General features: G+C 62.1%; 23 protein-coding genes and 1 pseudogene. 16 read left to right on the forward strand and 8 right to left on the reverse strand.

From position 1 onward, the window contains the following. Positions 1–8 precede the first annotated feature (8 nt). Positions 9–3,506: a transcription-repair coupling factor gene (gene mfd / locus IHQ72_RS20065; RefSeq protein ID WP_258116742.1), complete on the forward strand. Its 3,498-nt coding sequence runs from the start codon at positions 9–11 to the stop codon at positions 3,504–3,506. 184 nt (positions 3,507–3,690) lie between these two features. Further along, on the forward strand, positions 3,691–5,064 hold the full coding sequence (locus tag IHQ72_RS20070) for a class II 3-deoxy-7-phosphoheptulonate synthase (protein WP_258116743.1): 1,374 nt from the start codon (positions 3,691–3,693) through the stop codon (positions 5,062–5,064). A gap of 16 nt (positions 5,065–5,080) precedes the next feature. Here IHQ72_RS20070 and IHQ72_RS20075 read toward each other — a convergent pair whose 3' ends face one another. Next, positions 5,081–5,467, reverse strand: coding sequence for a type II toxin-antitoxin system RelE/ParE family toxin (locus IHQ72_RS20075; protein ID WP_258116744.1), 387 nt, complete (start codon positions 5,465–5,467; stop codon positions 5,081–5,083). Continuing rightward, a complete protein-coding gene (locus IHQ72_RS20080; RefSeq protein WP_258116745.1) occupies positions 5,464–5,730 on the reverse strand; it encodes a type II toxin-antitoxin system ParD family antitoxin in 267 nt (88 codons plus the stop codon). Before IHQ72_RS20080 ends, IHQ72_RS20075 begins: the two co-directional genes overlap by 4 nt. 284 nt (positions 5,731–6,014) lie before the next feature. Between IHQ72_RS20080 and IHQ72_RS20085 the strand changes: the two genes are divergently transcribed. The 6 genes from IHQ72_RS20085 to IHQ72_RS20110 all read left to right on the forward strand — a co-directional run bounded on the left by IHQ72_RS20085 (position 6,015) and on the right by IHQ72_RS20110 (position 12,257). Continuing rightward, positions 6,015–6,722 carry a dihydrofolate reductase family protein gene (locus tag IHQ72_RS20085; protein WP_258116746.1) on the forward strand — a complete coding sequence of 236 codons (708 nt, stop codon included), beginning with the start codon at positions 6,015–6,017 and terminating at the stop codon, positions 6,720–6,722. Between the two features lie 37 nt (positions 6,723–6,759). After that, positions 6,760–7,083 (forward strand): hypothetical protein, encoded by a 324-nt coding sequence (locus IHQ72_RS20090; RefSeq protein ID WP_258116748.1) that lies wholly within the window; start codon positions 6,760–6,762, stop codon positions 7,081–7,083. 107 nt (positions 7,084–7,190) lie between these two features. Then, positions 7,191–7,796: a helix-turn-helix transcriptional regulator gene (locus tag IHQ72_RS20095; protein ID WP_165848609.1), complete on the forward strand. Its 606-nt coding sequence runs from the start codon at positions 7,191–7,193 to the stop codon at positions 7,794–7,796. Positions 7,797–7,824: 28 nt separating this feature from the next. Beyond that, positions 7,825–9,003: a hypothetical protein gene (locus IHQ72_RS20100; protein ID WP_258116750.1), complete on the forward strand. Its 1,179-nt coding sequence runs from the start codon at positions 7,825–7,827 to the stop codon at positions 9,001–9,003. 371 nt (positions 9,004–9,374) lie between these two features. Continuing rightward, on the forward strand, positions 9,375–11,396 hold the full coding sequence (locus IHQ72_RS20105) for a hypothetical protein (protein WP_258116751.1): 2,022 nt from the start codon (positions 9,375–9,377) through the stop codon (positions 11,394–11,396). A 183-nt stretch (positions 11,397–11,579) separates the two neighbouring features. Beyond that, a complete protein-coding gene (locus IHQ72_RS20110) occupies positions 11,580–12,257 on the forward strand; it encodes a methyltransferase family protein (protein WP_244602857.1) in 678 nt (225 codons plus the stop codon). A gap of 43 nt (positions 12,258–12,300) precedes the next feature. Here the strand turns inward: IHQ72_RS20110 and IHQ72_RS20115 are convergent. From IHQ72_RS20115 to IHQ72_RS20125, 3 genes and pseudogenes are all read right to left on the reverse strand, one after another. Next, a pseudogene (locus IHQ72_RS20115) lies at positions 12,301–12,739 on the reverse strand (EamA family transporter). A 441-nt stretch (positions 12,740–13,180) separates the two neighbouring features. Then, a complete protein-coding gene (locus tag IHQ72_RS20120) occupies positions 13,181–13,969 on the reverse strand; it encodes an RES family NAD+ phosphorylase (protein ID WP_258116752.1) in 789 nt (262 codons plus the stop codon). Continuing rightward, positions 13,929–14,303, reverse strand: a complete 375-nt coding sequence (locus tag IHQ72_RS20125; protein WP_095492191.1) for an MbcA/ParS/Xre antitoxin family protein — start codon at positions 14,301–14,303, stop codon at positions 13,929–13,931. The genes IHQ72_RS20120 and IHQ72_RS20125 overlap by 41 nt, the downstream gene beginning before the upstream one ends. Positions 14,304–14,557: 254 nt before the next feature. Here IHQ72_RS20125 and IHQ72_RS20130 point away from each other — a divergent pair, with 254 nt between their 5' ends. The 3 genes from IHQ72_RS20130 (at position 14,558) to IHQ72_RS20140 (ending at position 16,121) form a co-directional block, all read left to right on the forward strand. Continuing rightward, positions 14,558–14,977 (forward strand): GFA family protein, encoded by a 420-nt coding sequence (locus tag IHQ72_RS20130; RefSeq protein WP_258116755.1) that lies wholly within the window; start codon positions 14,558–14,560, stop codon positions 14,975–14,977. 74 nt (positions 14,978–15,051) lie between these two features. Then, positions 15,052–15,411 (forward strand): diacylglycerol kinase, encoded by a 360-nt coding sequence (locus IHQ72_RS20135; RefSeq protein ID WP_258116756.1) that lies wholly within the window; start codon positions 15,052–15,054, stop codon positions 15,409–15,411. A gap of 122 nt (positions 15,412–15,533) precedes the next feature. Then, on the forward strand, positions 15,534–16,121 hold the full coding sequence (locus tag IHQ72_RS20140; protein ID WP_258116757.1) for a hemerythrin domain-containing protein: 588 nt from the start codon (positions 15,534–15,536) through the stop codon (positions 16,119–16,121). A gap of 199 nt (positions 16,122–16,320) precedes the next feature. Here the strand turns inward: IHQ72_RS20140 and IHQ72_RS20145 are convergent, their stop codons facing one another. After that, complete coding sequence (locus IHQ72_RS20145; RefSeq protein ID WP_258116758.1) at positions 16,321–16,908, reverse strand: DedA family protein; 588 nt, start codon at positions 16,906–16,908, stop codon at positions 16,321–16,323. After that, complete coding sequence (locus IHQ72_RS20150; protein WP_258116759.1) at positions 16,905–17,468, reverse strand: DUF1003 domain-containing protein; 564 nt, start codon at positions 17,466–17,468, stop codon at positions 16,905–16,907. The genes IHQ72_RS20145 and IHQ72_RS20150 overlap by 4 nt, the downstream gene beginning before the upstream one ends. An 89-nt stretch (positions 17,469–17,557) precedes the next feature. Between IHQ72_RS20150 and IHQ72_RS20155 the strand changes: the two genes are divergently transcribed. The 5 genes from IHQ72_RS20155 to gltX all read left to right on the forward strand — a co-directional run bounded on the left by IHQ72_RS20155 (position 17,558) and on the right by gltX (position 24,451). Then, positions 17,558–18,271 carry a DNA-3-methyladenine glycosylase I gene (locus IHQ72_RS20155; RefSeq protein WP_258116761.1) on the forward strand — a complete coding sequence of 238 codons (714 nt, stop codon included), beginning with the start codon at positions 17,558–17,560 and terminating at the stop codon, positions 18,269–18,271. A 121-nt stretch (positions 18,272–18,392) separates the two neighbouring features. Next, complete coding sequence (locus IHQ72_RS20160; protein WP_258116762.1) at positions 18,393–20,108, forward strand: NAD+ synthase; 1,716 nt, start codon at positions 18,393–18,395, stop codon at positions 20,106–20,108. Between the two features lie 40 nt (positions 20,109–20,148). Next, positions 20,149–20,562, forward strand: a complete 414-nt coding sequence (locus IHQ72_RS20165; RefSeq protein WP_258116763.1) for a GNAT family N-acetyltransferase — start codon at positions 20,149–20,151, stop codon at positions 20,560–20,562. A gap of 493 nt (positions 20,563–21,055) precedes the next feature. Further along, positions 21,056–22,861: an ABC transporter ATP-binding protein gene (locus tag IHQ72_RS20170; protein ID WP_258116764.1), complete on the forward strand. Its 1,806-nt coding sequence runs from the start codon at positions 21,056–21,058 to the stop codon at positions 22,859–22,861. A gap of 216 nt (positions 22,862–23,077) precedes the next feature. After that, the gene (gene gltX / locus IHQ72_RS20175; protein WP_258116765.1) at positions 23,078–24,451 is read left to right on the forward strand and encodes a glutamate--tRNA ligase; all 1,374 of its coding nucleotides are present in this window, start codon (positions 23,078–23,080) and stop codon (positions 24,449–24,451) included. Here the strand turns inward: gltX and IHQ72_RS20180 are convergent. Then, positions 24,369–25,556 carry a DUF2865 domain-containing protein gene (locus IHQ72_RS20180; RefSeq protein WP_258116766.1) on the reverse strand — a complete coding sequence of 396 codons (1,188 nt, stop codon included), beginning with the start codon at positions 25,554–25,556 and terminating at the stop codon, positions 24,369–24,371. The two genes, gltX and IHQ72_RS20180, sit on opposite strands and share 83 nt — an antisense overlap. Positions 25,557–25,618: the final 62 nt, after the last annotated feature.

Here is a 25,618-nt window from a genome sequence, read left to right on the forward strand (position 1 = left end):
GTGATTCCATGAGCCTGATCCCCACCATCGGCCTGCCGAAAGGCCGCGCCGGCCAGTTCATCGTCGACGGTGTCGCCGACGGTTACGAAGCCTTTGCGCTGGTGCAGGCGGCACACGAGATCGCGCCTGACAAGCCGGTGCTGTTCGTGGCACGCGACGGCCAGCGCCTGCCTTCGATCGTCGAGGCGCTTTCATTCGCCGCGCCTGGCCTGCCGGTGCTCGAACTGCCGGCCTGGGATTGTCTGCCCTATGACCGCGTTTCGCCCGGCTCGGATGCAGCCGCGCGGCGGCTCGATGCGCTCACGGCAATGATCGCGTTGGCGAAGAAACCGCACCGCGCCGTCATCCTGACCACCGCCAACGCGCTGCTGCAGCGCATTCCGCCGGCAGGCCTTGTCGAGGCGCAGACATTTCACGCCAAACCCGGCAACCAGATCGACATGAACGCACTGGCGTCGCGGCTGGAGATATCAGGATTCGAACGGGTGCCAACCGTGCGCGGGGTCGGCGAGTTTGCCGTGCGCGGCGGCATTCTGGACCTGTTCGCGCCGGGCTGGACCGAAGCGCTGCGGCTCGATTTCTTCGGCGACACGCTGGAATCGATCCGCGTCTTCGACGCCGCCACGCAGCGCACCACCGGCCAGCGCAAGTCGATGGCGCTGCAGGCGATGAGCGAAGTGGCGCTGACGCCGGAGACCATCAGCCGTTTCCGCCGCAGCTACATCGAAGCTTTTGGCGCGCCCTCGCGTGACGACGGGTTGTATGCGGCGGTCAGCGAGGGACGGCGTTTCGCCGGGATGGAGCACTGGCTGCCGTTCTTCTACGAGCGACTGGAGACGGTGTTCGACTATCTGCCGGACACGCCTGTCGTGTTCGACCATCTGGCGCATGAGGCGCTGACTGAGCGCCATGCGCTGATCCTCGACCACTACGAGGCGCGCAGGAAGCAGGCCGACGGCGCACTGAAGGACGCCGTTCCGTACAAGCCGGTGCCGCCGGACCTGCTTTATTTGTCGCCGGAAAACCTGATCGCCGCGCTTGGGCCGCGCGAAGCGATCGACTTCACGCCCTTCGACGCGCCCGATGCCGGCGCGAAGAAAATCTTCCATGCCGGCTCGCGGCGTGGCCGCAGCTTCGTCGAGGAACGCGCGGACCCCAACGTCAACGTCTTCGACGTCGTCGTAAAACACGTTGCCGATGAGCGCGCCGCCCGCCGCCGCGTCGTTATCGCCGGCTGGACCGAAGGTTCGCTCGACCGCCTCGGCCAGATCCTGGCCGAGCATCATCTCGGCAATCTCAAGCCGGTCGCCACGCTGGCCGAGGCCGAAAGGCTCGAACTGGGGCAGGCGGGACTTGCCGTGCTGCCGCTCGAATCCGGCTTCGAGACCGAGAAACTGATCGTCGTCGCCGAGCAGGATATTCTGGGCGACCGGCTGATCCGTCGCTCGAAGCGCAAGAAGCGCCCTTCCGACTTCATCGCCGAGGCCTCGGCGTTGTCCTCCGGCGACATCGTCGTCCACACCGATCATGGCATTGGCCGCTTCATCGGGCTGCGCACCATCGAGGCGGTCGGGGCGCCGCATGATTGTCTCGAAATCCACTATGCCGGCGACGACCGGCTGTTCCTGCCGGTGGAGAACATCGAACTTCTGTCGCGCTATGGCTCGGATTCGGCCGAAGCGACATTGGACAAGCTTGGCGGCGGCGCCTGGCAGTCGCGCAAGGCGCGGCTGAAGCGGCGGCTGCTCGACATGGCCGGGCAGTTGATCCGCATCGCCGCCGAGCGGCATATGCGCGCCGCTCCTTCGCTGGTGCCGGCGGACGGTCTCTATGGCGAATTCTCCGCGCGGTTTCCCTATGAGGAGACCGACGACCAGCAGACGGCGATCGATTCGGTCATGGGCGATCTGGGCGCCGGAAAGCCGATGGACCGGCTGATCTGCGGCGATGTCGGCTTCGGCAAGACGGAGGTTGCACTTCGCGCCGCCTTCATCGCGGCGATGGAAGGCTTTCAGGTCGCGGTGGTGGTGCCGACGACGCTTCTCTCGCGCCAGCATTTCAAGACCTTCTCGCAGCGCTTCTCCGGCTTGCCGATCCGCGTCGCCCAGGCTTCGCGGCTGGTCGGCGCCAAGGAACTGGCAGAGACGAAAAAAGGTATCGCCGAAGGCACGGTCGACATCGTCGTCGGCACTCATGCGCTGCTCGGCTCGTCGATCTCGTTCAAGAATCTCGGCCTGTTGATCATCGACGAGGAACAGCACTTTGGCGTCAAGCACAAGGAACGGCTGAAGGACTTGAAGAGCGACGTGCATGTGCTGACGCTGTCGGCGACGCCGATCCCGCGCACGCTGCAGCTGGCGTTGACCGGCGTGCGCGAACTGTCGCTGATCGCCACGCCGCCGGTCGACCGCCTGGCGGTGCGCACCTTCATCTCGCCCTTCGACCCGCTGGTCATCCGCGAGACCCTGCTCAGGGAGCGCTACCGCGGCGGTCATTCCTTCTATGTCGTGCCACGCATCAGCGATCTGGCGGAAATACATGATTTCCTTCGTGAATCCGTGCCCGAGCTGAAGGTGGCTGTCGCTCACGGCCAGATGCCGCCCGGCGAGCTCGACGACATCATGAATGCCTTCTACGACGGCCAGTACGACGTGCTGCTGTCGACCACCATCGTCGAATCCGGCCTCGATATCCCGACCGCCAACACGCTGATCGTGCATCGCGCCGATATGTTCGGCCTGTCGCAGCTCTACCAGCTGCGCGGCCGCGTCGGCCGCTCGAAGGTGCGCGCCTATGCGCTGTTCACGCTGCCGGCCAACCGCAAGCTGACCGATACAGCTGAGCGCCGGCTGAAGGTGCTGCAGTCGCTCGACACGCTGGGCGCCGGTTTCCAGCTCGCCAGCCACGATCTCGACATCCGCGGCGCGGGCAATCTTCTCGGCGAAGAGCAGTCCGGCCATATCAAGGAGGTCGGCTTCGAGCTTTACCAGCAGATGCTGGAGGAAGCGGTGGCCGAGGTGAAGGATTCCGGCGAGGTGCAGGATGGCGGCTGGTCGCCGCAGATCGCCGTCGGCACGGCGGTGATGATCCCGGAAAGCTATGTTCCGGATCTGCAGCTGCGGCTGGCGCTGTATCGTCGCCTCGGCGATCTCGAAAACACCGAGGAGATCGACGCCTTCGGCGCCGAACTGATCGACCGCTTCGGATCGCTGCCTGAGGAAGTGAAGCATCTGCTGAAGATCGTCTTCATCAAGGCGCTCTGCCGCAAGGCCAATGTCGAAAGGCTCGACGCGGGGCCAAAGGGCGTCGTCATCCATTTCCGCAAGCGCGAGTTTTCGAACCCCGTCGGACTGGTCACGTTCATCGGTGAGCAGGGCTCGCTGGCCAAGATCCGGCCGGACCACAGCGTCGTCTTCAGCCGCGACTGGTCGACGCCCGAAAAGCGGCTCGCAGGTTCCGCTGTCGTCATGACGCAGTTGGCAAGGCTGGCGGAGAAGGCGACCTAGCACGCCGTCGGCCTGAGCCTTTCGCCACAAACATTTCGACGCTTTTCGCCGCGTCACGCCATTCGCCACACATCCAAATCCGGTCTAGAATAGGAAATCGGCTTCGTGTATGGAGCCGCGATCCCCATATTGGGGGCGAAATGGCGGGCGATAGCACCCGCTGGAAAGAGCGTTGGGTGCAACGATGACGAAATGGTCGCCGAATTCGTGGAGAGCAAAGCCGATCCAGCAGGTTCCTGCCTATCCGGACCTGATCGCGCTGAAGAACACGGAAGCCCAGCTCGCCACCTTTCCGCCGCTGGTTTTTGCAGGTGAGGCACGCAAGCTGAAGAAGCAGCTTGCGACCGTCGCTGCCGGTGACGCATTCCTTCTCCAGGGCGGTGATTGCGCCGAGAGCTTCGCCGAGCATGGCGCGGATAACATCCGCGACTTCTTCCGCGTCTTCCTGCAGATGTCTGTGGTGCTGACCTTTGCCGGCGCGCAGCCGGTGGTGAAGGTCGGCCGTGTTGCCGGCCAATTCGCCAAGCCGCGCTCGTCCGACAACGAGACCAAGGGCGACGTGACGCTGCCCAGCTATCGCGGCGACATCATCAACGGCATCGAGTTCGACGCAAAATCGCGTATTCCCGATCCCGCACGCCAGGAGATGGCGTACCGCCAGTCGGCGGCAACGCTCAACCTGTTGCGCGCCTTCGCCCAGGGCGGCTACGCCAGCCTGGAGAACGTGCATCAATGGATGCTCGGCTTCGTGTCCGACAGCCCGCAGGGTGAGAAATACGAGTCGCTCGCCAACCGCATCACCGAGACGATGGACTTCATGAAGGCTGTCGGCATCACCTCGGAGACCAATTACGCGCTGCGCGAGACCGACTTCTACACCAGCCACGAGGCGCTGCTGCTCGGTTACGAGGAGGCGCTGACCCGCGTCGATTCGACCTCAGGCGACTGGTACGCAACCTCCGGCCATATGATCTGGATCGGCGACCGCACGCGCCAGCCCGACCATGCTCATGTCGAATACTGCCGTGGCATCAAGAACCCGCTGGGCCTGAAATGCGGCCCGTCGCTGACGCCGGACGGCTTGCTGCAGCTCATCGACCTGCTCAATCCGGAGAACGAGCCCGGCCGGCTGACGCTGATCGCCCGCTTCGGCTCCGACAAGGTCGCCGAGCATCTGCCGAAGCTGGTCCGCGCGGTGAAGAAAGAAGGCCGCAGCGTGGTGTGGTCGTCGGATCCGATGCATGGCAACACCATCGAGGCCGCCGGCTACAAGACACGGCCATTCGACCGCATCCTGAAGGAAGTGCAGACCTTCTTCGAGGTGCATCGCGCCGAAGGCACGCATCCGGGCGGCATCCATATCGAGATGACCGGCAAGAACGTCACCGAATGCACCGGTGGCGCCCGCGCCATCACCGCCGAGGAGCTGCAGGATCGCTACCACACCCATTGCGATCCGCGCCTCAACGCCGACCAGGCGATCGAACTGGCGTTCCTGGTGTCGGACCTGCTCAAGAAGAGCCACCCGGTCCAGCACAAGCAGGCCGTCAACGGCTGATTTCAGTCGCCATCGGTCAAGAAGCGCCTGAGACACCCGCGCTTGTTGGCAACTGGTGCGTCTGGCTGATCACTCTATGCCGTGGTTCCATGCGCTCATGAAGCACTCGAACGACAATGACGCCGATCGTATCGTCCGAAAGGCGACGCTTCATATAATAAAGGCAATGCGCAGCACCTCCGCGCCTTCTCGCAGCGATCTCCAGGTGCAGCAGTCGAACACCCGCAGCGAGTTCGGCGCGCTCGATGGAAGCTGGTCGATCTGGATCTTCCGAGACTAGCTGGATACCAAGTTCGATGATGCGGGCGTAGGCCCGGACTTGCTGCGGACCGAACATCTGCATCGTATTTCGCAAGATGTCCCGGATATCGCGTTCCGCGGGTTCGGTGAGCTCGTGTCTCATCTCCTGGGCGATTCGAGCATCACCTCATCGAGAATGTCACTGACACTTTTCTTCGAGAAGCGTCCTGCGTTGGCCGCTTCCACCCCTATGCTGATTTCGCGCCGAAGGATGGCGAGTTTCTCCGCCTGTTGGGCCTTTTCGTGTCGCAGCAAGCGCAGCGCTTCTCTGACGACTTCACTCGAGGAACCGTACCCGCCTTGGGAGACTTCATGCTCCACGAATTCGACCATATCGCTTGGAAGGCTTACGTTCATCGTTGCCATGTCGCTTCCTCTGCCTCCGAGCTTCGCCCAATAAATGACGCGTTGGCAATCTTTGTCAATGGCAATTAGCTCTCTGAATTGGGACGACGATGCCTCAAACTTGCAGCTTCTTCAGATCTCGTAAGCAAGTAGAGGTGAGAGATCCGGCGCTTCTTGATCAGCCAGCGCGCCTCATTGCGCCGGTCCCACGAAGTTCCGCATTGAATTCCACGCACCTTGCGATAGACTGATTGCAAAATGCAATTGGTTATGTACCTTTGTGCGAGGACAGACCGGAGGCACCAATGGCCAGGATCGTCTATGCCATGCTGATGTCCCTGGACGGCTACATTGCCGGGCCGGACGGAGACATTGCGCTGCCGGTACCCGAAGAGGAGCTGCACCGGCATTTCAACGACATGATGAGACAGACCTCGGTCGCGCTCTGTGGACGCCGGATGTACGAGGCGATGCGCTTCTGGGACAGTCCGGATCGAGAGACCGGCGCCGCGGAAGTCGAGCTGGGTTTTGCCCGCGCCTGGCGCGAGACCCCGAAGATCGTGTTTTCGACGACGCTTCGGGAAGTTGGACCTAATGCCCGGCTGGTGAACGGCGATGTCGAGAACGTCGTAAGGTCTCTCAAGTCGGAAGCGGATGGCCAGATCACTGTCGCCGGCGCCGATCTTGCCGCGCATCTCGCACGATCCGGTCTCATCGACGAGTACCGGCTCTACATGCACCCGGTAGTGCTGGGCGGCGGCAAGCCGTACTTCCAGTCCGGCCTGTCGCTGACGTTGAAGCCGCTGGGCACGGAAAACCTTACCCAGGGCGTGACGCTGCTGCCTACGCACCCGCCGGTTGAGGCGTGGCTCGACGTTGTTTTGGCGAGAGCGGAAGTTCGTCAGCCAAGGACGAATCGCACAGATGACCCGAAGGCGACGCCCACACGTCAGATTCTGAATGGCAGCTCTGCGCCGATGTCGGACATTGAGATCAGAATTGCCGCTTCCTAAGAGCCGACATCCCAAGCGACCACGCTGAGGGTCGTGGTTGCCGGGAGCAGTCATTCGGTGGAAGCTGGATAAATGTCCGCTTTGCGCCGCCAATTACGGACTTCCGCTGACGCCGGCCCGCTGTCAGGACGACCTGCTCGTGGGCGGTGGCGTAGAAGGAACCAACACCTTCCGGTTTTCCGCCACGGCCGGAGAGGGCGATTTCCCTACGCTCGCGGATTTGGTGGCGCGCTTCGATGGCGCCGCGCTCGACACGAATAATGATTTCGGGTCCGGGGCGACGCGGCGTGACCGGGAGCGTGGAGATCACGCTGGCGGGATCGCGTTGCTCGGCGCCGATGACCTTTTCTTCATCACGTGACCGACGCCCGCGCTCATCTGTTGCACGTTGCGGCTGGCAGGCGCAAAATGGCGGCGACATGGCGAGCCAAGGGCGCGCAGCCGCCACTCGAGCTTCGGAGACAGACCATGGACTGGACCAAGGGACGCGGCCGGCAGATCCTGATTGCGGGTGCGGTGGGGGCCTTCGCCCTCCTGCTCGGCATGGAGGCGGTGAGGGAGGATGAGGTGGTGACCCTCACCGAGCTGTTGACGGAAGCGGCGGGCATTGCACTTCTCGTAGGCTGCTCGGCCTGCGTTGCGCTCCTGTCCTCGCGCCTGCGGGAGCAGGAAGCGGAAAGCTTCGACATGCGCGATGAGATTGCGCGAATCCGTGAGCGCGACACGCAGTGGCGGGCCGGCCTGGATGACCATTTCCAGGAACTCGGCGCCGCCATCCAGCGCCAGTTTGCGGCTTGGGGTTGCACCCAGACGGAGCAGGAGGTCGGGCTCCTGCTGCTCAAGGGCTTCAGCCACAAGGAGATCGCGCGAATCCGGGGAGCAAGCGAAGCGACCATTCGCCAGCAAGCGACTGCGCTCTACCACAAGGCTGAGCTCTCGGGCCGCGCGGCGCTCTCTGCCTATTTCCTCGAGGAGTTGCTTCTGCCGCCGGTGCCGTCGAACTCCTTGGGGGCTCGCAACGGCCTTGCTCGTCCCGAGATGTCGAGCCGGCCGGCCGCATCGCGCCGGGCGTAGCGCGGAGCTAGCTCCAGGGTCACGGGTCGTGCGCTTTCTTGCCTCAGTTCTCACCGGCCTGGGGTTGCTTGTATTCTCAACTCCAGTACTGGCCGAAGATCCAGTAGCGGAGCTGGTCGAGGGCTGCGCGGCGCCCTGTGTCAGTTACGAACTATCTACGGAACTTCAAAACGACTGGATTTTTGCGGCCGATCCGTCATTCCTGACGTCCGACGTGCTTCAACCGACACTCACAGCCGATTTGCTTTTCGCGCCGACGGACTATCTGCAACTGGAGACTTCCATCATCACCGAGCCGGTGGTGGACTCGGCGCCCGGCGAGAATACGGTTCTTGAAGGAATTGGCACCTACGTAGCCGAACTGTATACCGTGATCGAGGCAGGTCCCGCTACCACGCGGGCCGGAAAATTCGATACGATCTTCAGTCTCGCCAGCGAAGTCGCGCCAGGGATCAATGCCACGGAACTGGTGTCGGATTTCGACGCGGACGAACGTCTAGGCGGGGAAATTGTCCTCCGCTTCGAAAACCTCGGGTTGAACCATGCTTTGGCAGCGACTGCATTCACAACCGATCGCACGATCCTAAGCGAGTCGCTCTTTACCAACCGGGGCCGGGCCAGCCTGTCGGATGGCGGCGCGGGCAACACAAAGGGCGTGTCGTCGTTCTCGGTAACTCTTGATGGCTGCGAAGGTTCGGAAACAGCCGATTGCTATTTGGACGGCGAATTTGGCTACAGGTTCGGCTTTCGGTATCAGAGGGCCGGGCATCCTACCGAGGAGGACATCGAAGACGACGTTAAGCTTGGTGACGAACTTGCCTACCTCGCCGCCGCGACCAAGAGTTTCGAACTGGACGAAATGACGCTCAGGCTGCTGGGCGAAATGTCCTATCTTCGGCATTTTGACGGCCGCCAGGACGATGCCCTGGTCGTCACGGGCTCCGCCGCGCTCGACGTAGACTCCTTAACCTATATCGCGACCTACACGGAGCAGACGAACCTGGTCGCCGGAGGTCCGGATACCCGCGATTACCTAGCTGATTTCGAGGTCATATATTCGTCCGACGACAATACGCCGTTCGTTGGATCAAAATGGCAACTCGCCGCCGCCTATACGTTCGCGCGGAATGCGGATCACGAAAACGCTCACATTCTCAGCGTGCGTGCGGTGTTCGATTTCAGCGGAGGTGTGGAGTTCGGCAGGTAGACTGCCGCACGTCGGCACGGAGATAAGTGCCCCAATTGCGTTCACGCATGATGGCCAAGGCGTCCCTTGAAGAAGCCCGTGAACGCCAAAATTGCCCTCCCTCGTTTTGGTCCGCCGCTGGCCAGCTTCAAGGCTTCACGCCCTCAGATACTCGACTGCAGTCCGTGACCGGGAAAGCTGTCATGCTAACTGCCGCCGGCAGGGCACTCACATCCGTAGGATGTGCCGTCTAGGGCTTTGAAAGGCTGAGTCTTTTTACCCGTCACGCCTGCCGGATTCCCGTGAGGCGGGAGCCAAGCCATGCTGGGGACTGCGGCGAGCGTCCGGCCGCGGACGCGCCCGCGACGCGATCCACCTCGGAGGACATTCCCATGGCCATTTTACCCGACTTCGCCGCCGCCACGTTCGGCAATTCCACGAATATCGACAACACGTTCTTCCCGCTGCCCGGAGGCACCATCAACAGCTACGGCGCCGCGCTTATCGATCCCGAGACCGGCGAGGAGGAGACGGAGCGCAACGATCACTTCGCCACGTTCGAGACGAAGATCATCGAGGGCGTCGAGACGGTCGTCGTCCGCGATACGGCCTATGCTGACGGCGTTCTCGTCGAGGACACGCTCGACTGGTACGCGCAGGCCGATGACGGCAACGTCTGGTATCTGGGCGAGATCGCGACGAACTACAACTACAACGACGAGGGCGAGTTCATCGGGACCGACTTCGGCGGATCATGGGAGGCAGGCGTCGACGGCGCTGCGCCGGGATGGATCATGCGCGCAGCACCGATGCCGGGCGACGAATATTTTCAGGAATTCTACGCCGGAGTGGCGGAGGATGAAGGCAAGGTGATCGCGACCGGCCTCACCGTCGAGACCGACTTCGGCTCTTTTGACGACGTCGTGAAGATCCTCGACACTTCGGGTCTGGAACCCGGCGTGGGCGCCTACAAATACTTCGCGCCCGGCATCGGCCTGGTGTTGGAGGAGGAGGTGGTGCTCTCGGAGGATGAGCCCGAGCTCGTCATCGAGATCAGGAACAGGCGCGAGGTCGACGTTTCCGCCCCCGTCGATCCGACGGAACTTGCCTTCGCGGGGGACGGCACTGCCAAGACCATCACCTTCATCAGCGAGGACGCGAGCACCAACGGCGCGATCGGCGCCTATACTTTCGACACGGCGACGGGCGAGATCGGCGAGGCGCGCATCCTCTTCGCCGACACCGAGGACGTTGAGGCGGGCACCAAGGCGACGATGGCAGTCGCGGCCGGGCAGTCGCTCGGCCTGTTCCTCATCCCGGATGTCGAGGAACTCGGCCTCGAGCTCGAGGACTACGAGAACGGCGGCCTCTTCTTCCGCAACTTCACCTCGGGCGATGTCGCCGACGTTTACGACGGCGACGACGCGACGACCTACACGCCAGGCCCGGCCACCATCTACGACCGGGTTGCGCCGGTCGTCACCGATGCCGACGGCAACCTGCTGCCGATCCGGGCATTCCATTCGGTCGGCAACCGCGACGGCTTCAACTTCCTGAACCCGGTGGCCGGCGAGAACGCCCTTGCAAGCGATATCGACGACGGCCTCGCCGGGGTCGAGGTGGTGAGCTTCGAGGATGGCCTGGCCAGCACCGAGGACTTCGACGGCGATTTCGACGATGCTTTCGTTGCCGTTAGCGATGCGCCGCTCAGCGGCGAGACAGTCAATGCCCTGGTTGAAGCAACCGGCATCAGCCGGCGGGTCGGCACGGACGGCCCGGATCGGCTCGTCGGAACCGATGAGGACGATCAGCTCATCGCGCTCGACGGCAACGACGTGATCCGTGGTAGCGGCGGCGACGACCAGATCGAGGCCGGCGACGGCAACGATCGTGCATATGGCGGCGCCGGCGATGACGAGATCTCCGGCGAGGAGGGGCACGACCGGCTGTTCGGCGACGAGGGCGACGACGAGATCGATGGCGACGAGGGTCGCGACAGAATCCAGGGCGGTGCGGGCGATGACGAACTCGCGGGTGGCGAGGGTAACGACCGGCTCTGCGGCGGCGATGGCTTCGACGAGATCAAGGGCGGTGAAGGCGACGACCGGCTCCGGGCCGGCGGCGACGGCGCGCGGATGTCCGGCGGCGCGGACGACGATACCCTCTTTGGCGAGGCCGGCGCCGAGGACGTCTTTGTCTTCGACCTGATACCTTTCGGCAGTGACCTGATCCGGGGCTTCGAGAACGGCGCCGATCGCATCGAGATCGCGACCTATACGGGCGTCGAGAGCTTCGAGGACGTCGCCGTCACGCAGGACGGACATTCGACCGTGCTGAGCTTCGCGGAGGGAACCGTAGAGATCGCCAATTTCGACTCCGCGCTGATCAATGCCTCCGATTTCTTTTTTGTCTGACGCCGGCGAGCGCGGTCACCTTGGCCGCGCCCTTGCCCCATCGGCTGGAAGGAGTCACCTGCAAGCGCTACAAGCGCAGCACGGCTCGTGAAGTTCTGATTAATAATAAGGAATAGGGCCGCATGGGCCGGCGCCGCTTGCTCCGCGGTCATTGGCCCTAAACTTGCGGCGCCTCTCCCGAAAATGAACCGGATGCTTGGCGCGAGCGCCAAAAAAGCCTCTGTCAAAGGAACCATGATGTCCGCTTCAATTGCCCCGCAACCTTTCAATCAGCGAAAGAGACTTCTTGTCGTCCAGGGCTTGAGCATCGCGGCGATCGGATCGCTGTTGTTCTCTCGACCAGGCTGGGACGAAGCATCGACCCTTCATGAACTTATCGAGATGACAGGCTTTGTCCTGATCCTCGTCTGCATATTCGGAAGATTGTGGAGCATCCTATATGTCGGGGGCCGGAAGAACACCGAGTTGGCGGTAAACGGGCCATACTCGATCACTCGCAATCCCCTGTATCTGTTTTCGATGATTGGAGCATTCGGCATCGGCCTCATGTTCGGGTCGATCATCGTTGCCGTCGTTCTCGGAGTGTGCACCTACGCGGTTTTCGGGATGACCGCCAGAAAGGAAGAGGCGTTTCTTCTGGGAAAGTTTGGCCCGAAATACGAGGCGTATGCGGCCAGAACACCACGGTTCTGGCCCAAACTATGGCTCTATCACGACGAGCATCAGCACACGTTCTCCACGAAAGCGCTAAGAAGCACATTCTTCGATGCTCTCTATTTTCTCGCGGTCTTTCCAGCCATCGAAGGCATCGAATACCTCCAGGTGATCGGTTATCTGCCAACCTATTTCTGGCTATTCTAATCCCAAGGTCGAGGCAATCCGCCGTCGCCAACTTGCCTACCATTTAGCCTTTGTAACCCACTAGAACCGCGCCTGTTGCGATCAATATAACACCTACCCAATTCGACAACGACAAGTGCTCCTTGAGGAATGTCACTCCGAACATCGCCACGAGCACGACGCTCAGTTTGTCGATAGGGGCAACGCGTGCCGCATCTCCCAATTGAAGCGCACGGAAATAGCAAATCCACGACGCACCTGCAGCAAGCCCCGACAGGACGAGGAACAGGTAGGTCCTGCTCGAAATAGAGCTAAGCGGCTGGAACTGGTTGGTGGCCGCAAGGATCGTCCCAAGGACTAACAGAATAACAATGGGTACGGATGAAGGTGGCGAAGTCCGAGCTAACGTTCTCCACTCCGACCTTGGCGAAAATAGCGGTCAGAGCGGCGAAGCAGGCCGAGAGCACCGCCCAGGACTGCCACGAGAGGAGAAGGTACTTCACACTTCTTACCCACAAATTGTACCGATCAGGAACGGCGGCGTCCAGCGCGACAAGCAAGTAAGCCGCTGTCGCGAAGAGGTTGAAGACGCGCCCCATCATTACGGCTGTCACGTTCGCCCGCAAAGATGTTGCCGAGCGCAGCCCCGCTTTTTTTGGTGCAACTTGCTCGTTGGGTGGGACAGAAGGCAGCTTTCCACACTAAGCTGACCATCGTGCAGTCCGGCCGAGAGGTCCGGTTCGGTCAGGTCATGACGATGCTCACGCCGACATGAACGTCCGCTCTTGAAGATCCGCAGCCTGAAGCTGCCAGTCCGCTCTCGGCCCCATCAAGACGTTGGCACATTGGCGCCAAGCGTCCGCTCCTGGCGCAGCTTTCCATTTGACCATAGGCGCATCCCACCCCAAGCGGTAGTTTAGCGTCGGATTTTCACTAGTATCTGGTCAGCGCCCGCGTTCCCAGCGCAGTCCGTCCAGCCGGGGATCGGCGGCAAAGGCCGTCCTGGAAAACTCGATCCGCTTTTCCGGGAACTCACAGATCGCCTGCACGCCGAAGCCGCCCAGCCGGATGCGCCAGGTGTGGGGTTCCAGCGGCTTCGGCTTGGCAAAGCCGCTACACGTCAGCAGCGCCACATTGGCGCCTTTCGGATCACGCACGGAGCGATAGCGGATCGCCTCCAGCCCGGCCTCGCGCGCGACATCGGCAATGGTCTGGCAAGCCGCATAGTCGGTCGGGTGCGTCCACGCCGCTGCGTCGCGATCGAGCGGCGGCCGCGTCAGGTCGATCACCCGCGTGCTGCGTATCGCGGCGGCGAAGGCCGTGTACTCGGCGGCGTCGTGCGGCCAGGGCGTATCCGGCGATTCCGCGAAAAACAGCAGACGGTAAAAAGCCATCTCGGAGACGGCGGTCATCATGGTTTCCGCCGCATAGTAGACGCCCTTGGTCCTGCCGGCGCGGCGGAAGCGCGAACCGTGCGGGTAGATCGAGCCGTAGCGGAACGGTGTTGCCAGCAGATAATGGAGGTGCCGGCATTCCAAGGGGATTTGCGGCTTGGTTTCCTCGATCAGGTCTTCGAGGACGGCCTGTTCGTCAAGCGTATCGACGATCTTCAGCGTCGAGACGCGGTGCTGCGCCTCGACCATGCGCCAATATTTGCCGTCGAGCCAATACTTGCCATCGAGTTTGGCGGCTTCAGACGAGAGCGCGTCGGGAGTCCAGATAGGCGATGACATCGACAAGTCCTGCTATCGTCACGATTTTTTCGAGCGGGGTGCCGTCGAAGGCCGTGTTGGCATTCTTCAGCCATGCCCGGGCGACGGTCTCGTCGCCGCCGACAATGGCGTCGAGCGAGCGGAACAGCCGGACGAACAGCACGGCAAGCTCGAATGGCTTGGTCCCACGCTCCAGCAGGAATTCTTGCCTGCGCATGCGCGAAACCGTGGCTTCCGAGACCCCAATAATGGAGGCAAGCATCCTGGCGGTAATGTCCAGCAGATCGGCGGCGCGCAGCGTGGCCTTGGTCAGGACTGCATTTTCGGCTGTGTTGGCGGCGAGATGAGGTTGCATTGTAAGCATCTCTCCTTTCTTGTGAAAATATATGCCATGAAAATTCATATGGAAAGATGCTGGCTTTAAACAATTTGGCGGACCGTCGAGAGGCTGCTCGCGCGGCCCGCCGCTTTGTACAAACCGTGCTGTGCGTGACATGCCCGCCGAATGTCGCATTTGCTGGGACACAGCCGCTGCAAAACTGGAATCCTGGCAAGCACGCCGATGCCATGAACGGCGATTTCAGGGTGGCGACTGAGTTGGGAGGCAAGATGGACGACGCTCATACCGGATCATGCCTGTGCGGGGCTGTGCGGTTCAGGACGCGCGGGCCATTGCGCGGCGTCATCTACTGCCACTGCTCGCAGTGCCGGAAGCAGAGCGGGCTTTTCTACGCTGCAACCAATGTTCCCAACGCAGACATCACAATAGCGGGCGCGGAAAGCATCACCTGGTACGAAGCATCTTCGTTTGCCAGGCGCGGTTTCTGTAAGACATGCGGCTCGCTGCTGTTCTGGAAGCCGCAGGATGATGAATATGTCTCGGTTTTGGCCGGACTGTTCGACAAGCCCACTGGACTTCAGGGCCAATGCCACATCTTCGTCGGCGACAAGGGCGACTACTACACGATCGACGATGGGCTGCCGCAGTTCGAGAAGTCGACGCCGTCGATCAAGGTCGCCGACGAATGATTTTGCAGAGGTCGCCTTATTCCCTTGATCCGGCCATTGCGCTATCCCCTGCCGGTGGTTCGGAAAGGTTTGGCATGCAGCGGCTGATCGATGCTTTCTTCAATTCAGTGCGGGCATTTCGCAAATTGGCTTCCAGCGAGAAAGCCTTCCAGCAGGAGTTGATGCTGTTCGTGCTTGCCTTGCCGCTCGGCTGGTTTGTTTCGGTGTCGTGGCGCGGCTATGCCCTGCTGATCGGCGCGGTGCTGCTCCTGATCATGGTCGAAGTGCTGAACACCGGCATCGAGGCCGCATGCGATGCGTTCAGCCGGGAGTTCAACGTCGATATCCAGCTCGCCAAGGACTGTGGTTCGCTGGCGGTGCTGATTTCGGTGGTGATCGTTGCCGGAGTCTGGGGCATCGCCATCATCGAGCGAATCATGGGGCTACCGATCTAGCGCTCCGGATACTACATGGCGGTTACCACAACCTGATCCCGACCATGATCTATTCCGAAACCGGTATCCACTTTTCGCTTACGCGGACCTTCGGTTCCGGATCATGATCTGAGGAGACCGACATGATCGGGACCGCCGATTCCCTGCTGCTCGAACGCGCAGGCCTGCCGGACGATTTGCGCTGGCTGGCCGAAAAATACCCGCGCGAGGTCTGGCAGGGCCACACCAACATCCATGGCATGGCCACTATGTGGCTGCAGCGGCACGACATGTTCCGCGAACTCGGCGGCATGCTGACCAACGGCATCGGCGACTATCGCGAGGGCAGGCTGACGGCGCCGGAGTTCGCGCGCTGGTTCGCGCCGCGCCTCAACCATTTTCTCGGCAATCTCGACGGCCACCACAATGTCGAGGACAATCATTATTTTCCGGTCTTCGCCAAGGCGGAGACCCGGCTGAAACGCGGCTTCGAGATTCTCGATGCCGATCATCACACGATCCATGAGGGGCTGGAGCGCAATGCCGAGGCGGCGAATGCCTTCATCCGTACGCTTCAGGACGGCGAGCACAAGCAGCGCTTTGCCGCCGATGCCTATGCCGACGAGAACAGCCGGCTGATCGCCATGCTGACCCGGCACCTTGCCGATGAGGAAGACCTGATCATTCCACTGATCCTTGATCGCGGCGACCGCGCGCTCGGCATCGACTAGGATGTGTTGATATTCAGGTGATGCCGGCCTGCAAATGGCGGCTTCCTGCGCTTCAGGTGCTCACGTACCCAAAAGTACGCTCCGCTCCGGTTCTCGCAAACCACCTGTTTGGTCGCTTCGCGCCCGTCTTCGACTGGACTCGGCCTGACCTGAATCTCAACACACCCCGGAGCAAGATGAGGTCAGGTTTGGTCAATTCCTACGTTTCCTTGCTACGCTCCGTCTTGGCGATGGTGTGGGCGATGAACCAGGCAAGGACGGCCACGCCCAACCCAATCGCCAGGGCGATCAGCAATCGCTCGTGACGGGCCAACGCCTGGCCGACGATGCGCTCCGCGCCCAGCCCGAACACATAGCCGATGGCAGTGAACAATCCGGCCCAGACCATGGATGACATAACGTTGAGAATGACAAAGCGCGTCACGGCAATGCCGGACAGTCCGGCCGCGATGCCCCCTACAAGGCGCAGGCCATAAATGAAGCGGTTTGACAGCACGAAAATGTCGGGATGGGTGGAGACAAGACGATAGGCGTGGCTGAAACCCGGCCGGCCCTTCAGTTTGACCACGAACGGATGGTCGGCGAAGCTTCGGCCGAGGATAAAGAAAAAGGTATCGCCGACAAAGGCGCCGATGGCCGCTGCGAGAAAGGCCTGCCACAGGACGAAGACATGCTGATGCGCGAAAAACCCGCCAAGGAGGGCCGCACTTTCACCCTCGGCGACACAGCCCAGAAAGACGGCAATCAGCCCATATTGCTCGATGAGATGGTGGATGGCATCCGTCATGAAGGCGTCCGCTGCTTTGACAGAATCTCGTCGATCCGCTTCACCTGTTCGGCCAACTGCGCAATCTCGTCGCGCATGCCAACGATCTGGCTGTGGCGCAGTTCGTCCAGCTTCTCATGCAGCGCCATGATCTCGATCTCCGCCTTGAGATTGACCTCGTAGTCGTGGGCGGCGTCGATGCGGTCGCGCTCGGCCTGGCGGTTCTGCGCCATCATGATCACCGGCGCCTGCAGCGCAGCGATCATGGAGAGGATGAGGTTGAGGAAAATGAAGGGATAGGGATCAAAGGCATCGCGCGACAGGAGCCAGACATTGCCTGACGTCCACAGGATCAGGAAGGCGATGAAGGCCAGGATGAAGGACCAGGAACCGCCGATCCGGGCGATGGTGTCGGCGAGGCGGTCGCCAAACGTCTGATGAAAAGCGACGGCCTTGTTGGTGTCCTTCGAGATTGTGGTGCGTTCGAGCGTGCTTTGCAGCACCTGGCTCTCAACCTGGCTTAGGCCATCCGGCCTTCGCTTCAGCCAGCGGTTTGCCAGATCTTCGATCGTCTTGTTCATTGTCGCCTCCGTCGTCAGCGTCCGCATAGACCTAGAGGCTGCCGGTTCGCACGGGAAGTGATAGATTGACGCGATAAGGTGAGGAAACAATGATGGATTTTCAGGAAATCCGCGCCCGCGCAGCCAAACGCAAGGGCGGGGAAGCGGCGCTGGCGTCGCTGCTGGGGCCCATGCCCGACAATGCCGCGGTGGCTGACATTACCGACGACCGCATCTTGTCGACCATGGCCGAGCGGGTCTTTGCCGCCGGCTTCGTCTGGCGCGTCATCGAGCAGAAATGGCCGGGTTTCGAAGAAGCGTTCCTTGGCTTCGAGCCGAAGCGGCTGCTGTTCCAGCCCGATGATTTCTGGCACGAGCTGACGGCCGACGAACGCATCGTGCGCAACCCGCAGAAGATCAAATCTGTCCGCGACAACGCCGTGTTTGTCGAGAGGGTGTCGAAGGAGCATGGCGGCTTCGGCAGGTTCCTCGCCGATTGGCCTGAAGGCGACCAGGTTGGACTGATGGCCTATCTCGGCAAGCATGGCAGCCGGCTCGGTGGCAACACCGGTCAGTATTTCCTGAGGTGGCTGGAGTGGGACGCCTTCATCGTCTCGGCCGACATGGCGGCGGCGCTGCGCGACGCCGGCCTGGACATCGCCGAAGGCCCGACCTCCAAGCGGGATCTCGACAAGATCCAGAACCAGATCAATACCTGGGCAACGGAAACCGGCCTGCCGCGCCGGCATATTTCGCGCATTCTGGCGATGTCGATCGGCGAGAACCATTCGCCCGAGGCACTGCGCGAATTTATGGGCGAATAAGGCACGATCGGTATGTCGATCGGTCCGATCGGTCTGACACGAATGACATATGTCATTCGGTCTGGGGTGGTCCAAATGAACGCCATTGCCCGGCGAATTCTGTCACGCTAAGTCAGCAGGCATGACCGACAACACCGCTTCCGACATATTGCGCATCGCCGTCGCCCAGCTCAATCCGACGGTGGGCGACGTCGCCGGCAATCTCGCCAAGGCCCGCGAGGCGAGGGCGGATGCCGCCCGCCAGGGCGCCGATATCGTGCTGTTCACCGAGCTTTTCCTCGCCGGTTATCCGCCCGAGGACCTGGTGCTGAAGCCGGCGTTCCTGAAAGCCTGCGAGCGGGCGGCGCAGGATTTCGCGAGGGATACCGCCGATGGCGGGCCTGGCGTCATCATCGGCACGCCGCTGAAGCGCAAGAGCGGCACGCACAATTCGATCATCTTTGCCGATGGCGGCAAGATCCTTGCCGAGCGCTACAAGCTCGATTTGCCGAACTACGGCGAATTCGACGAGAAGCGCGTCTTCCAGGCCGGCCCTGAAATGCAGGGACCGGTCAATTTCCGCGGCGTGCGCCTGGGAATTCCGATCTGCGAAGACATTTGGGGCGATGTCGCCATCTGCGAGACGCTGGCCGAAAGCGGCGCGGAAATCCTGCTGGTGCCGAACGGCTCGCCCTATTATCGCGGCAAGGTCGATGTCCGCCACCAGGTTGTGATCCGCCAGGTCATCGAATGCGGACTGCCGATCATCTACGCCAACCAGCTTGGCGGCCAGGACGAACTGATCTTCGACGGCGCGTCGTTTGCCATAGGTTCTGACAAGACGCTGGCCTTCCAGATGAGCCAGTTCGAGGAGACGGTCAACGTCACCACCTGGAAGAGAAGCCGCGCCGCCGCAGGCGCGCAAAGTGGAAATAATTCCGACGGCTGGGTCTGCTCCGAAGGGCCGATGTCGAAAATCCCGGAAAAGGAGGAGGCTGATTATCGCGCCTGCATGCTGGGCCTGCGCGACTACGTCAACAAGAACGGCTTCAAGAATGTGGTGCTCGGCCTTTCCGGCGGCATCGATTCGGCGATCTGCGCAGCACTTGCCGTCGATGCGCTCGGCGAGGAGAGGCTGCGCGCCGTGATGATGCCTTATCGCTATACCTCGAAGGATTCACTGAAGGATGCCGAGGATTGCGCCCGCGCGCTCGGCTGCCGCTACGACATCGTGCCTATCTTCGAGCCGGTCGAGGGATTCCTGCATACGCTGACGCAGCTTTTCGAGGGCACCAAGGAAGGCATTACCGAGGAAAACCTGCAGAGCCGCGCGCGCGGCACCATTTTGATGGCGATCTCCAACAAGTTCGGCTCGATGGTGGTCACCACCGGCAACAAGAGCGAGATGTCGGTTGGCTACGCCACGCTCTACGGCGACATGAACGGCGGCTTCAACCCGATCAAGGACCTCTACAAGATGCAGGTCTATGCGCTGGCGCGCTGGCGCAATACACATGTGCCGCCGGGCGCACTGGGTCCATCCGGCGAAGTGATCCCGAACAACATCATCGACAAGGCACCGTCGGCGGAACTGCGCGAGAACCAGACGGATCAGGATTCGCTGCCGCCCTATCCGGTGCTGGACGACATATTGGAGTGTCTGGTCGAGAACGAGATGGGTGTCGACGAGATCGTGGCCCGCGGCCACGACCGGGCGACGGTGACGCGCGTCGAGCACCTGCTCTACATCGCCGAATACAAGCGCCGGCAGGCAGCGCCCGGCGTGAAGATCACCAAAAAGAATTTCGGCCGCGACCGCCGTTATCCCATCACCAACCGGTTCAGGGATGGCGGATAGGCGCCGTTTCGGCTCTCCAAAAGCGATCAACGGTGTAGCCATGCCTGCCTGTGAAATCAGCTTCGACGTGTCACGGATCGACTTCCGGGCGACCTCCGACGTGTTGATGGCAAGCTACTGGGGCAGCGGGCGCAGCGACGAACTCCACCGCTGCGCGTTTGCCAACTCGCTTTGTGTCGGCGCCTATGCCGACGGCAACCAGATCGGCTTCGGCCGGGCGATCACCGACCGCGCGGTGTTTGCCTATCTGGCCGACGTCATCGTCTGGCCTAGACATCGCGGGCGAGGCATCGGCACGCGGCTTGTCCAGGCGCTTATCGATCATCCGGATTGCAAGACAGTCACCCACTGGAGCCTGTCGACCAACGATGCTCACGCGGTTTATGAGAAACTCGGCTTCAGGCCGTCCACCGATGGCCGCTACATGCGTCTCGACCGTATTCCGGCAGGGTGAACGAGCGACGCCGGCGCACAACCCGCGATTGTTGCAAAATCGTCTCACTGGTTGGACCAGATGCGCTTTCGGCCTTCCAACGACTTGGCGACGTGTTGAGGCACCTCTATAAGAGCGTCTCCGTGATTCCTACGCATCGGCCCGAAAATCGGTTTCGATTTTCGGAAAGCACGATGCGCAGATTCAAAGTTAGAGCGTACTTTGTGCGTCCGAATGGACGCACGTCGCTCTAGTGGGAGGACCGAATGGCAGGATTTGACATCGTTATGCGAGGCCGCGAAGCCTAGGTCTCAGAGGGTGCGCCGGAAGGTTTTCACCTTCACGGCCAAGCCCATCTGACAACAGGCGTTCGTCGATGCCGGTCGCTGCCCGTATTCGGGCGAGCCGCCAAATATGCCGAACCTCCCGCATTCCCGGGCGCTAATTCGCCCAACGCGGTTTTTTCAATTTTCGACCTTACCGGGACCGGGCTCGCTTGCGCCCGAATGACATCATGGCTCGTTTTCAGATAGATTTGCGCGCCGGCGCCTTTCGCAGCGTCCTCGGCTTCACGCTCAGCCATTGGCGGCGCCAGCCGTGGCGGCTTTCGCTCATCATGGGCACGTTCCTGCTGTCGACCTTGGCCGACGTGCTGACGCCGCTCTATTCCGGCCGGCTGGTCGACGCCGTTGCCAGCAGTGCTGCAGCCGACGATGTCGCGTGGAATGCGGCGATGGCGGCGTTTTCGATGCTGGTGGCGCTGGCGCTCACCGGCGTCGTGCTGCGCAACCTCGCCTTCATGGCTATCGTCGAACTGACCCTGAAGATGATGGCGGATATCGCCGCCGACGCGTTCCATCGCGTCCAGCGCTTCTCCACCGACTGGCACGCCAACAGCTTCGCCGGATCGACCGTGCGCAAGATAACCCGCGGCATGTGGGCGCTCGACCTGCTCAACGACACGATCCTGATAGCGCTGCTGCCGTCCGTCGTCATGCTCGTCGGTTCGACGCTGCTGCTCGGCTGGTTCTGGCCGCTGATGGGTGCTGTCGTCGCCGCAGGTTCGGTGCTGTTCATCGCGGTGACGGCGCTGCTGTCGCTTGGCTATGTCGCGCCTGCCGCAAGGCTTGCCAACGCATGGGACACGCGCCTGGGCGGCTCGCTGGCCGATGCGGTGAGCTGCAACGCCGTGGTCAAGGGTTTTGGCGCCGAGGAACGCGAGGAAACGCGCCTCGCCAAGGTCGTCGCCAGATGGCGCGCCCGCACGCGCCGCACCTGGGTGCGCGGCACCGTCAACGGCACCACGCAAGGGTCGATGCTGCTGCTTCTGAGAACAGCGGTGATCGGATTCTCCCTCCTTTTGTGGTCGTGGGGGCAGGCGAGCGCCGGCGATATCACCTTCGTGCTGACCTCGTTCTTCGTGCTGCAAGGCTATTTGCGCGATATCGGCACGCATATCCGCAATTTGCAGCGCTCGATCAACGACATGGAGGAACTGGTCGACTTCCAGTCCGAGCCGCTCGGCATCGAGGATGTGCCCGGCGCAAAGCCGATCCGCATCACCAACGGCCGCATCAGCTTCGACAAAGTCACCTTCCATTATGGCAGCCACCGCCTGCCGCTCTATCGCGACTTTTCGGTGGACATCGCGCCGGGCGAACGCGTCGGGCTGGTCGGCCATTCGGGCTCGGGCAAGACGACCTTCGTCAAGCTGATCCAGCGCCTTTACGACGTGAACGCGGGAACGATCCTGATCGACGGCCAGGTTATTGCTGGCGTGGCTCAAGCGTCGCTGCGCGGGCAGATCGCCATCGTCCAGCAGGAGCCGATCCTGTTCCACCGGTCGCTGGCCGAAAACATCGCCTATGCCCGGCCGAGCGCCACGCAAGCCGAAATCGAGCACGCCGCACGGCTGGCAAGCGCGCACGACTTCATCGTCGATCTGCCGAAAGGCTATGGCACGCTGGTCGGCGAGCGCGGCGTGAAACTATCAGGCGGCGAGCGCCAGCGGGTGGCGATCGCGCGGGCCTTCCTCGCCGATGCGCGGATCCTCATTCTGGACGAGGCGACGTCGAGCCTCGATTCAGAATCGGAGGTGCTGATCCAGCAGGCGATGGAGCGGTTGATGGTCGGCCGCACGACGCTGGTCATCGCGCACCGGCTTTCGACGGTACGGGCGCTGGACAGGCTTCTGGTGTTCGATCGCGGCTGCATCGTCGAGGAGGGTTCGCATGACCAACTGATCCGGCTGCATGGCGGCATCTACCGCCGGCTGTTCGAGCGCCAGGCGCTCGAATTGACCAAGGGGCTGGTGATCTGACGACTTACAGCGCCGCGCATCCATTAGAGCGACGTGCGGCCACTTGGACGCACAACGTACGCTCTAACATTTCCGGAAATCGGTTCCGATTTTCGGGCCGATGCGCTAGGACGCGCGGCGCTGCCGCCTTTTCATCGCCTTCGTCATGTTCTATGTCTGCGGCCAAGCGCGGGGGCGTGTCTTGTCAACAGCAAAACCATCCGGTACGCCCCGTTCATGACAGTTTCCGTCCGTTTCGCCCCATCACCCACCGGCCGCATTCATATCGGCAATGCGCGCACTGCGCTGTTCAACTGGCTGTTCGCCATGAACAACAAGGGCCGCTTCATCCAGCGCTTCGACGACACCGATGTCGCCCGCTCGACGCAGGAATTCTCCGACGCCATCCTCTACGACCTGCATTGGCTGGGCATCTTTCCCGACGCCACGGAGTACCAGTCACGGCGCTTCGAGATCTACGATGCGGCGATGGAGAAATTGAAGGCGGCGCACCTTCTCTATGCTTGTTACGAAACACCGGAAGAGCTCGATCTCAGGCGCAAGGTGCGCCGCACGCGCGGCCTGCCACCGGTCTACGGCCGCGAAGCGTTGACGCTGACGCCTGAGCAGATCGCCGAATACCAGTCCGATGGCCGCCGGCCGCATTGGCGCTTTCTCCTGCCCAATTTCACCAGCGACCCGTTGCAGCCGGAGCGCACGGAAATCCACTGGAGCGATCTGGTGCGCGGCGAGGAAACCGTCGACCTTGCCTCGCTTTCCGACCCGGTTCTAATGCGCGAGGACGGGACCTATCTCTATACTCTGCCTTCGGTGGTCGACGACATCGAGATGGGCGTAAGCCACGTCATCCGTGGCGACGACCACGTCACCAACACCGGTGTGCAGATCGCCCTGTTCCAGGCATTGGGTGCCGAGCCGCCGGTGTTCGGCCACCACAATCTGTTGACTACCGCATCGGGCGAGGGCCTGTCGAAGCGGAGCGGCGCGCTCTCCATCGAGAGCTTGCGCGAGACCGGCATCGAACCGATGGCCGTCGCCTCGCTGGCCGTGCTTGTCGGCACCTCGGAAAACGTCGTGGCGGTACCCGATATGACCGAGCTTGCCCGGCGCTTCGATCCGGCCGCGACGTCGAAATCCGCCGCCAAATTCGATCCGGACGAGCTCTTCGTGCTCAACCGCACGCTGCTGCACCATATGCCGTTTTCCGACGCGCGCGACCGGCTGATCGTGCTCGGCATTTCCGGCGAACAGGCCGAGCCGTTCTGGCTGGCGGTGCGCGGCAATCTCGACAGGCTGGCCGATGCCGCAATCTGGTGGCGCACACTTCGCGACGGCCCGCAGGAGCAGCCGGACTTTTCCGACGTCGACCGCGATTTCCTTCGCCAGGCGTTCGACCTTTTGCCGGAAGACCCCTGGAACGGGTCGGTCTGGAAGGAGTGGACGGGCAGGATCAGGGAGGCGACCGGCCGCAAGGGCAAGGCGCTGTTCATGCCGCTCAGGTTGGCGCTTACGGGGCAACCTTCGGGGCCGGAGCTTGCAGATCTGTTGCCGCTGCTGGGTCGGGAAGGAACGTTGGCCCGACGACCCTGACCTTGCGCTGTCCCGGCGGCGGCAAAGTCGTCGGCGAGGGTTTGACGGCCAGGCGCTTGATGGCTTCGCGATCGAGCCCGCCTCCGACATTGGCCAAAGTCTCGGGGTCGGCGCCTGGATCGGGTTTGGCGACAGGCATCGGATTGGTCTCTACATCGGCCTCGGTCTGTTCGGGGCTTGGCGGATTGCCGGCAATGATCTCGAAATTCTGTGCAGCGTTGCAGCCGCAGGCCGGCGGGCGAGACGTTTCGGGCTGCTTGTAGAGATAGGCGGTCGGCATTTCGTTGTAGGGCCTGCCGGTTACCGAAGACGTCATGTCAGCCGAATCGTCGCCTATGCCGCGCGTATAAAACACCTGCATCTCGGTGCCGGGGCAACTCGAATCGCAGTTCTTCTGATCGCGCTCGAAATCGCCCAGCGAGGCGGCATTCGACATCGGGAAAAAATAGCCGTCGCAGGTGCGCACGCACATTGTGCGGAATTCGCCGCCAAGGCGCGGCAGATCCATGCCGTCGGGCTGATTGATCATGGCGCGGATACCGCGTTCTTCGTCGGGATCGCTCGGCTCGTCCAGCGCATCGGGCTGATTTCTGGCGTCGCCCAAAAGCCGATCGAGCAGATTTCCATTGCCGTTCTCACGGTTCGCTTCCAGGACAGGCGCACGTTTCGAAGGCACGATGCTGTCGCGACAGCCATTGGCGTCGAGCGAAGCCAATATGCGCGCGCGATCGCGGCGCGAGCCGCCGTCGGCGAGCTGCGCGCGCTTGATCTGCAGGGCATCGAGATTGGCGATCATGCGGTCGAGCGTGGCCTCGAGTGCGGCGCAAGCGTTGCGATTGCGGCCGAGCAGCAAAAAGCCGCAGCCGGCGTTGTCGGACTGGCGGCTTGCCTTTGAAATCTGCTCGCGCTGCCGCACGATCGCGTCGTCGTATTTCCGGAGCAGGGCCGGCTTGCCGCCGCCACCGCGCGAAGCGGCCGCGAGATCGGCTTCCAGCTGGCGGCAAACACCGGAGGCGGCCTGCGGCTGAGTGACGGCAAAGCCTGATAACGCCAGGGCACCGAGCAGCGCCGCGGCACGCGTCAGCTTCCACCCTCCGCCCGTCATTCGCCGTGAACTCCGTTTAACCGCCCGTCGCGAAAGCTACCGCTTTGCGGTTATAGCTTACC

The organism is Mesorhizobium onobrychidis (assembly GCF_024707545.1).
GTDB lineage: Bacteria > Pseudomonadota > Alphaproteobacteria > Rhizobiales > Rhizobiaceae > Mesorhizobium > Mesorhizobium onobrychidis.

Excerpts from the sequence above, each read along its gene's own strand:
- IHQ72_RS20080 (WP_258116745.1), bottom strand. The coding sequence starts at position 5,730 with ATGGCAACGATGAACGTAAGCCTTCCAAGCGATATGGTCGAATTCGTG.
- IHQ72_RS20120 (WP_258116752.1), bottom strand. The coding sequence starts at position 13,969 with ATGTCATCGCCTATCTGGACTCCCGACGCGCTCTCGTCTGAAGCCGCC.
- IHQ72_RS20170 (WP_258116764.1), top strand. The coding sequence starts at position 21,056 with ATGGCTCGTTTTCAGATAGATTTGCGCGCCGGCGCCTTTCGCAGCGTC.
- IHQ72_RS20180 (WP_258116766.1), bottom strand. The coding sequence starts at position 25,556 with ATGACGGGCGGAGGGTGGAAGCTGACGCGTGCCGCGGCGCTGCTCGGT.
- IHQ72_RS20140 (WP_258116757.1), top strand. The coding sequence starts at position 15,534 with ATGATCGGGACCGCCGATTCCCTGCTGCTCGAACGCGCAGGCCTGCCG.
- IHQ72_RS20105 (WP_258116751.1), top strand. The coding sequence starts at position 9,375 with ATGGCCATTTTACCCGACTTCGCCGCCGCCACGTTCGGCAATTCCACG.
- IHQ72_RS20155 (WP_258116761.1), top strand. The coding sequence starts at position 17,558 with ATGATGGATTTTCAGGAAATCCGCGCCCGCGCAGCCAAACGCAAGGGC.
- IHQ72_RS20160 (WP_258116762.1), top strand. The coding sequence starts at position 18,393 with ATGACCGACAACACCGCTTCCGACATATTGCGCATCGCCGTCGCCCAG.
- IHQ72_RS20085 (WP_258116746.1), top strand. The coding sequence starts at position 6,015 with ATGGCCAGGATCGTCTATGCCATGCTGATGTCCCTGGACGGCTACATT.
- IHQ72_RS20165 (WP_258116763.1), top strand. The coding sequence starts at position 20,149 with ATGCCTGCCTGTGAAATCAGCTTCGACGTGTCACGGATCGACTTCCGG.
- gltX (WP_258116765.1), top strand. The coding sequence starts at position 23,078 with ATGACAGTTTCCGTCCGTTTCGCCCCATCACCCACCGGCCGCATTCAT.
- IHQ72_RS20095 (WP_165848609.1), top strand. The coding sequence starts at position 7,191 with ATGGACTGGACCAAGGGACGCGGCCGGCAGATCCTGATTGCGGGTGCG.
- IHQ72_RS20130 (WP_258116755.1), top strand. The coding sequence starts at position 14,558 with ATGGACGACGCTCATACCGGATCATGCCTGTGCGGGGCTGTGCGGTTC.
- IHQ72_RS20150 (WP_258116759.1), bottom strand. The coding sequence starts at position 17,468 with ATGAACAAGACGATCGAAGATCTGGCAAACCGCTGGCTGAAGCGAAGG.
- IHQ72_RS20070 (WP_258116743.1), top strand. The coding sequence starts at position 3,691 with ATGACGAAATGGTCGCCGAATTCGTGGAGAGCAAAGCCGATCCAGCAG.
- IHQ72_RS20125 (WP_095492191.1), bottom strand. The coding sequence starts at position 14,303 with ATGCAACCTCATCTCGCCGCCAACACAGCCGAAAATGCAGTCCTGACC.
- IHQ72_RS20110 (WP_244602857.1), top strand. The coding sequence starts at position 11,580 with ATGAACCGGATGCTTGGCGCGAGCGCCAAAAAAGCCTCTGTCAAAGGA.
- IHQ72_RS20075 (WP_258116744.1), bottom strand. The coding sequence starts at position 5,467 with ATGAGACACGAGCTCACCGAACCCGCGGAACGCGATATCCGGGACATC.
- IHQ72_RS20135 (WP_258116756.1), top strand. The coding sequence starts at position 15,052 with ATGCAGCGGCTGATCGATGCTTTCTTCAATTCAGTGCGGGCATTTCGC.
- mfd (WP_258116742.1), top strand. The coding sequence starts at position 9 with ATGAGCCTGATCCCCACCATCGGCCTGCCGAAAGGCCGCGCCGGCCAG.
- IHQ72_RS20145 (WP_258116758.1), bottom strand. The coding sequence starts at position 16,908 with ATGACGGATGCCATCCACCATCTCATCGAGCAATATGGGCTGATTGCC.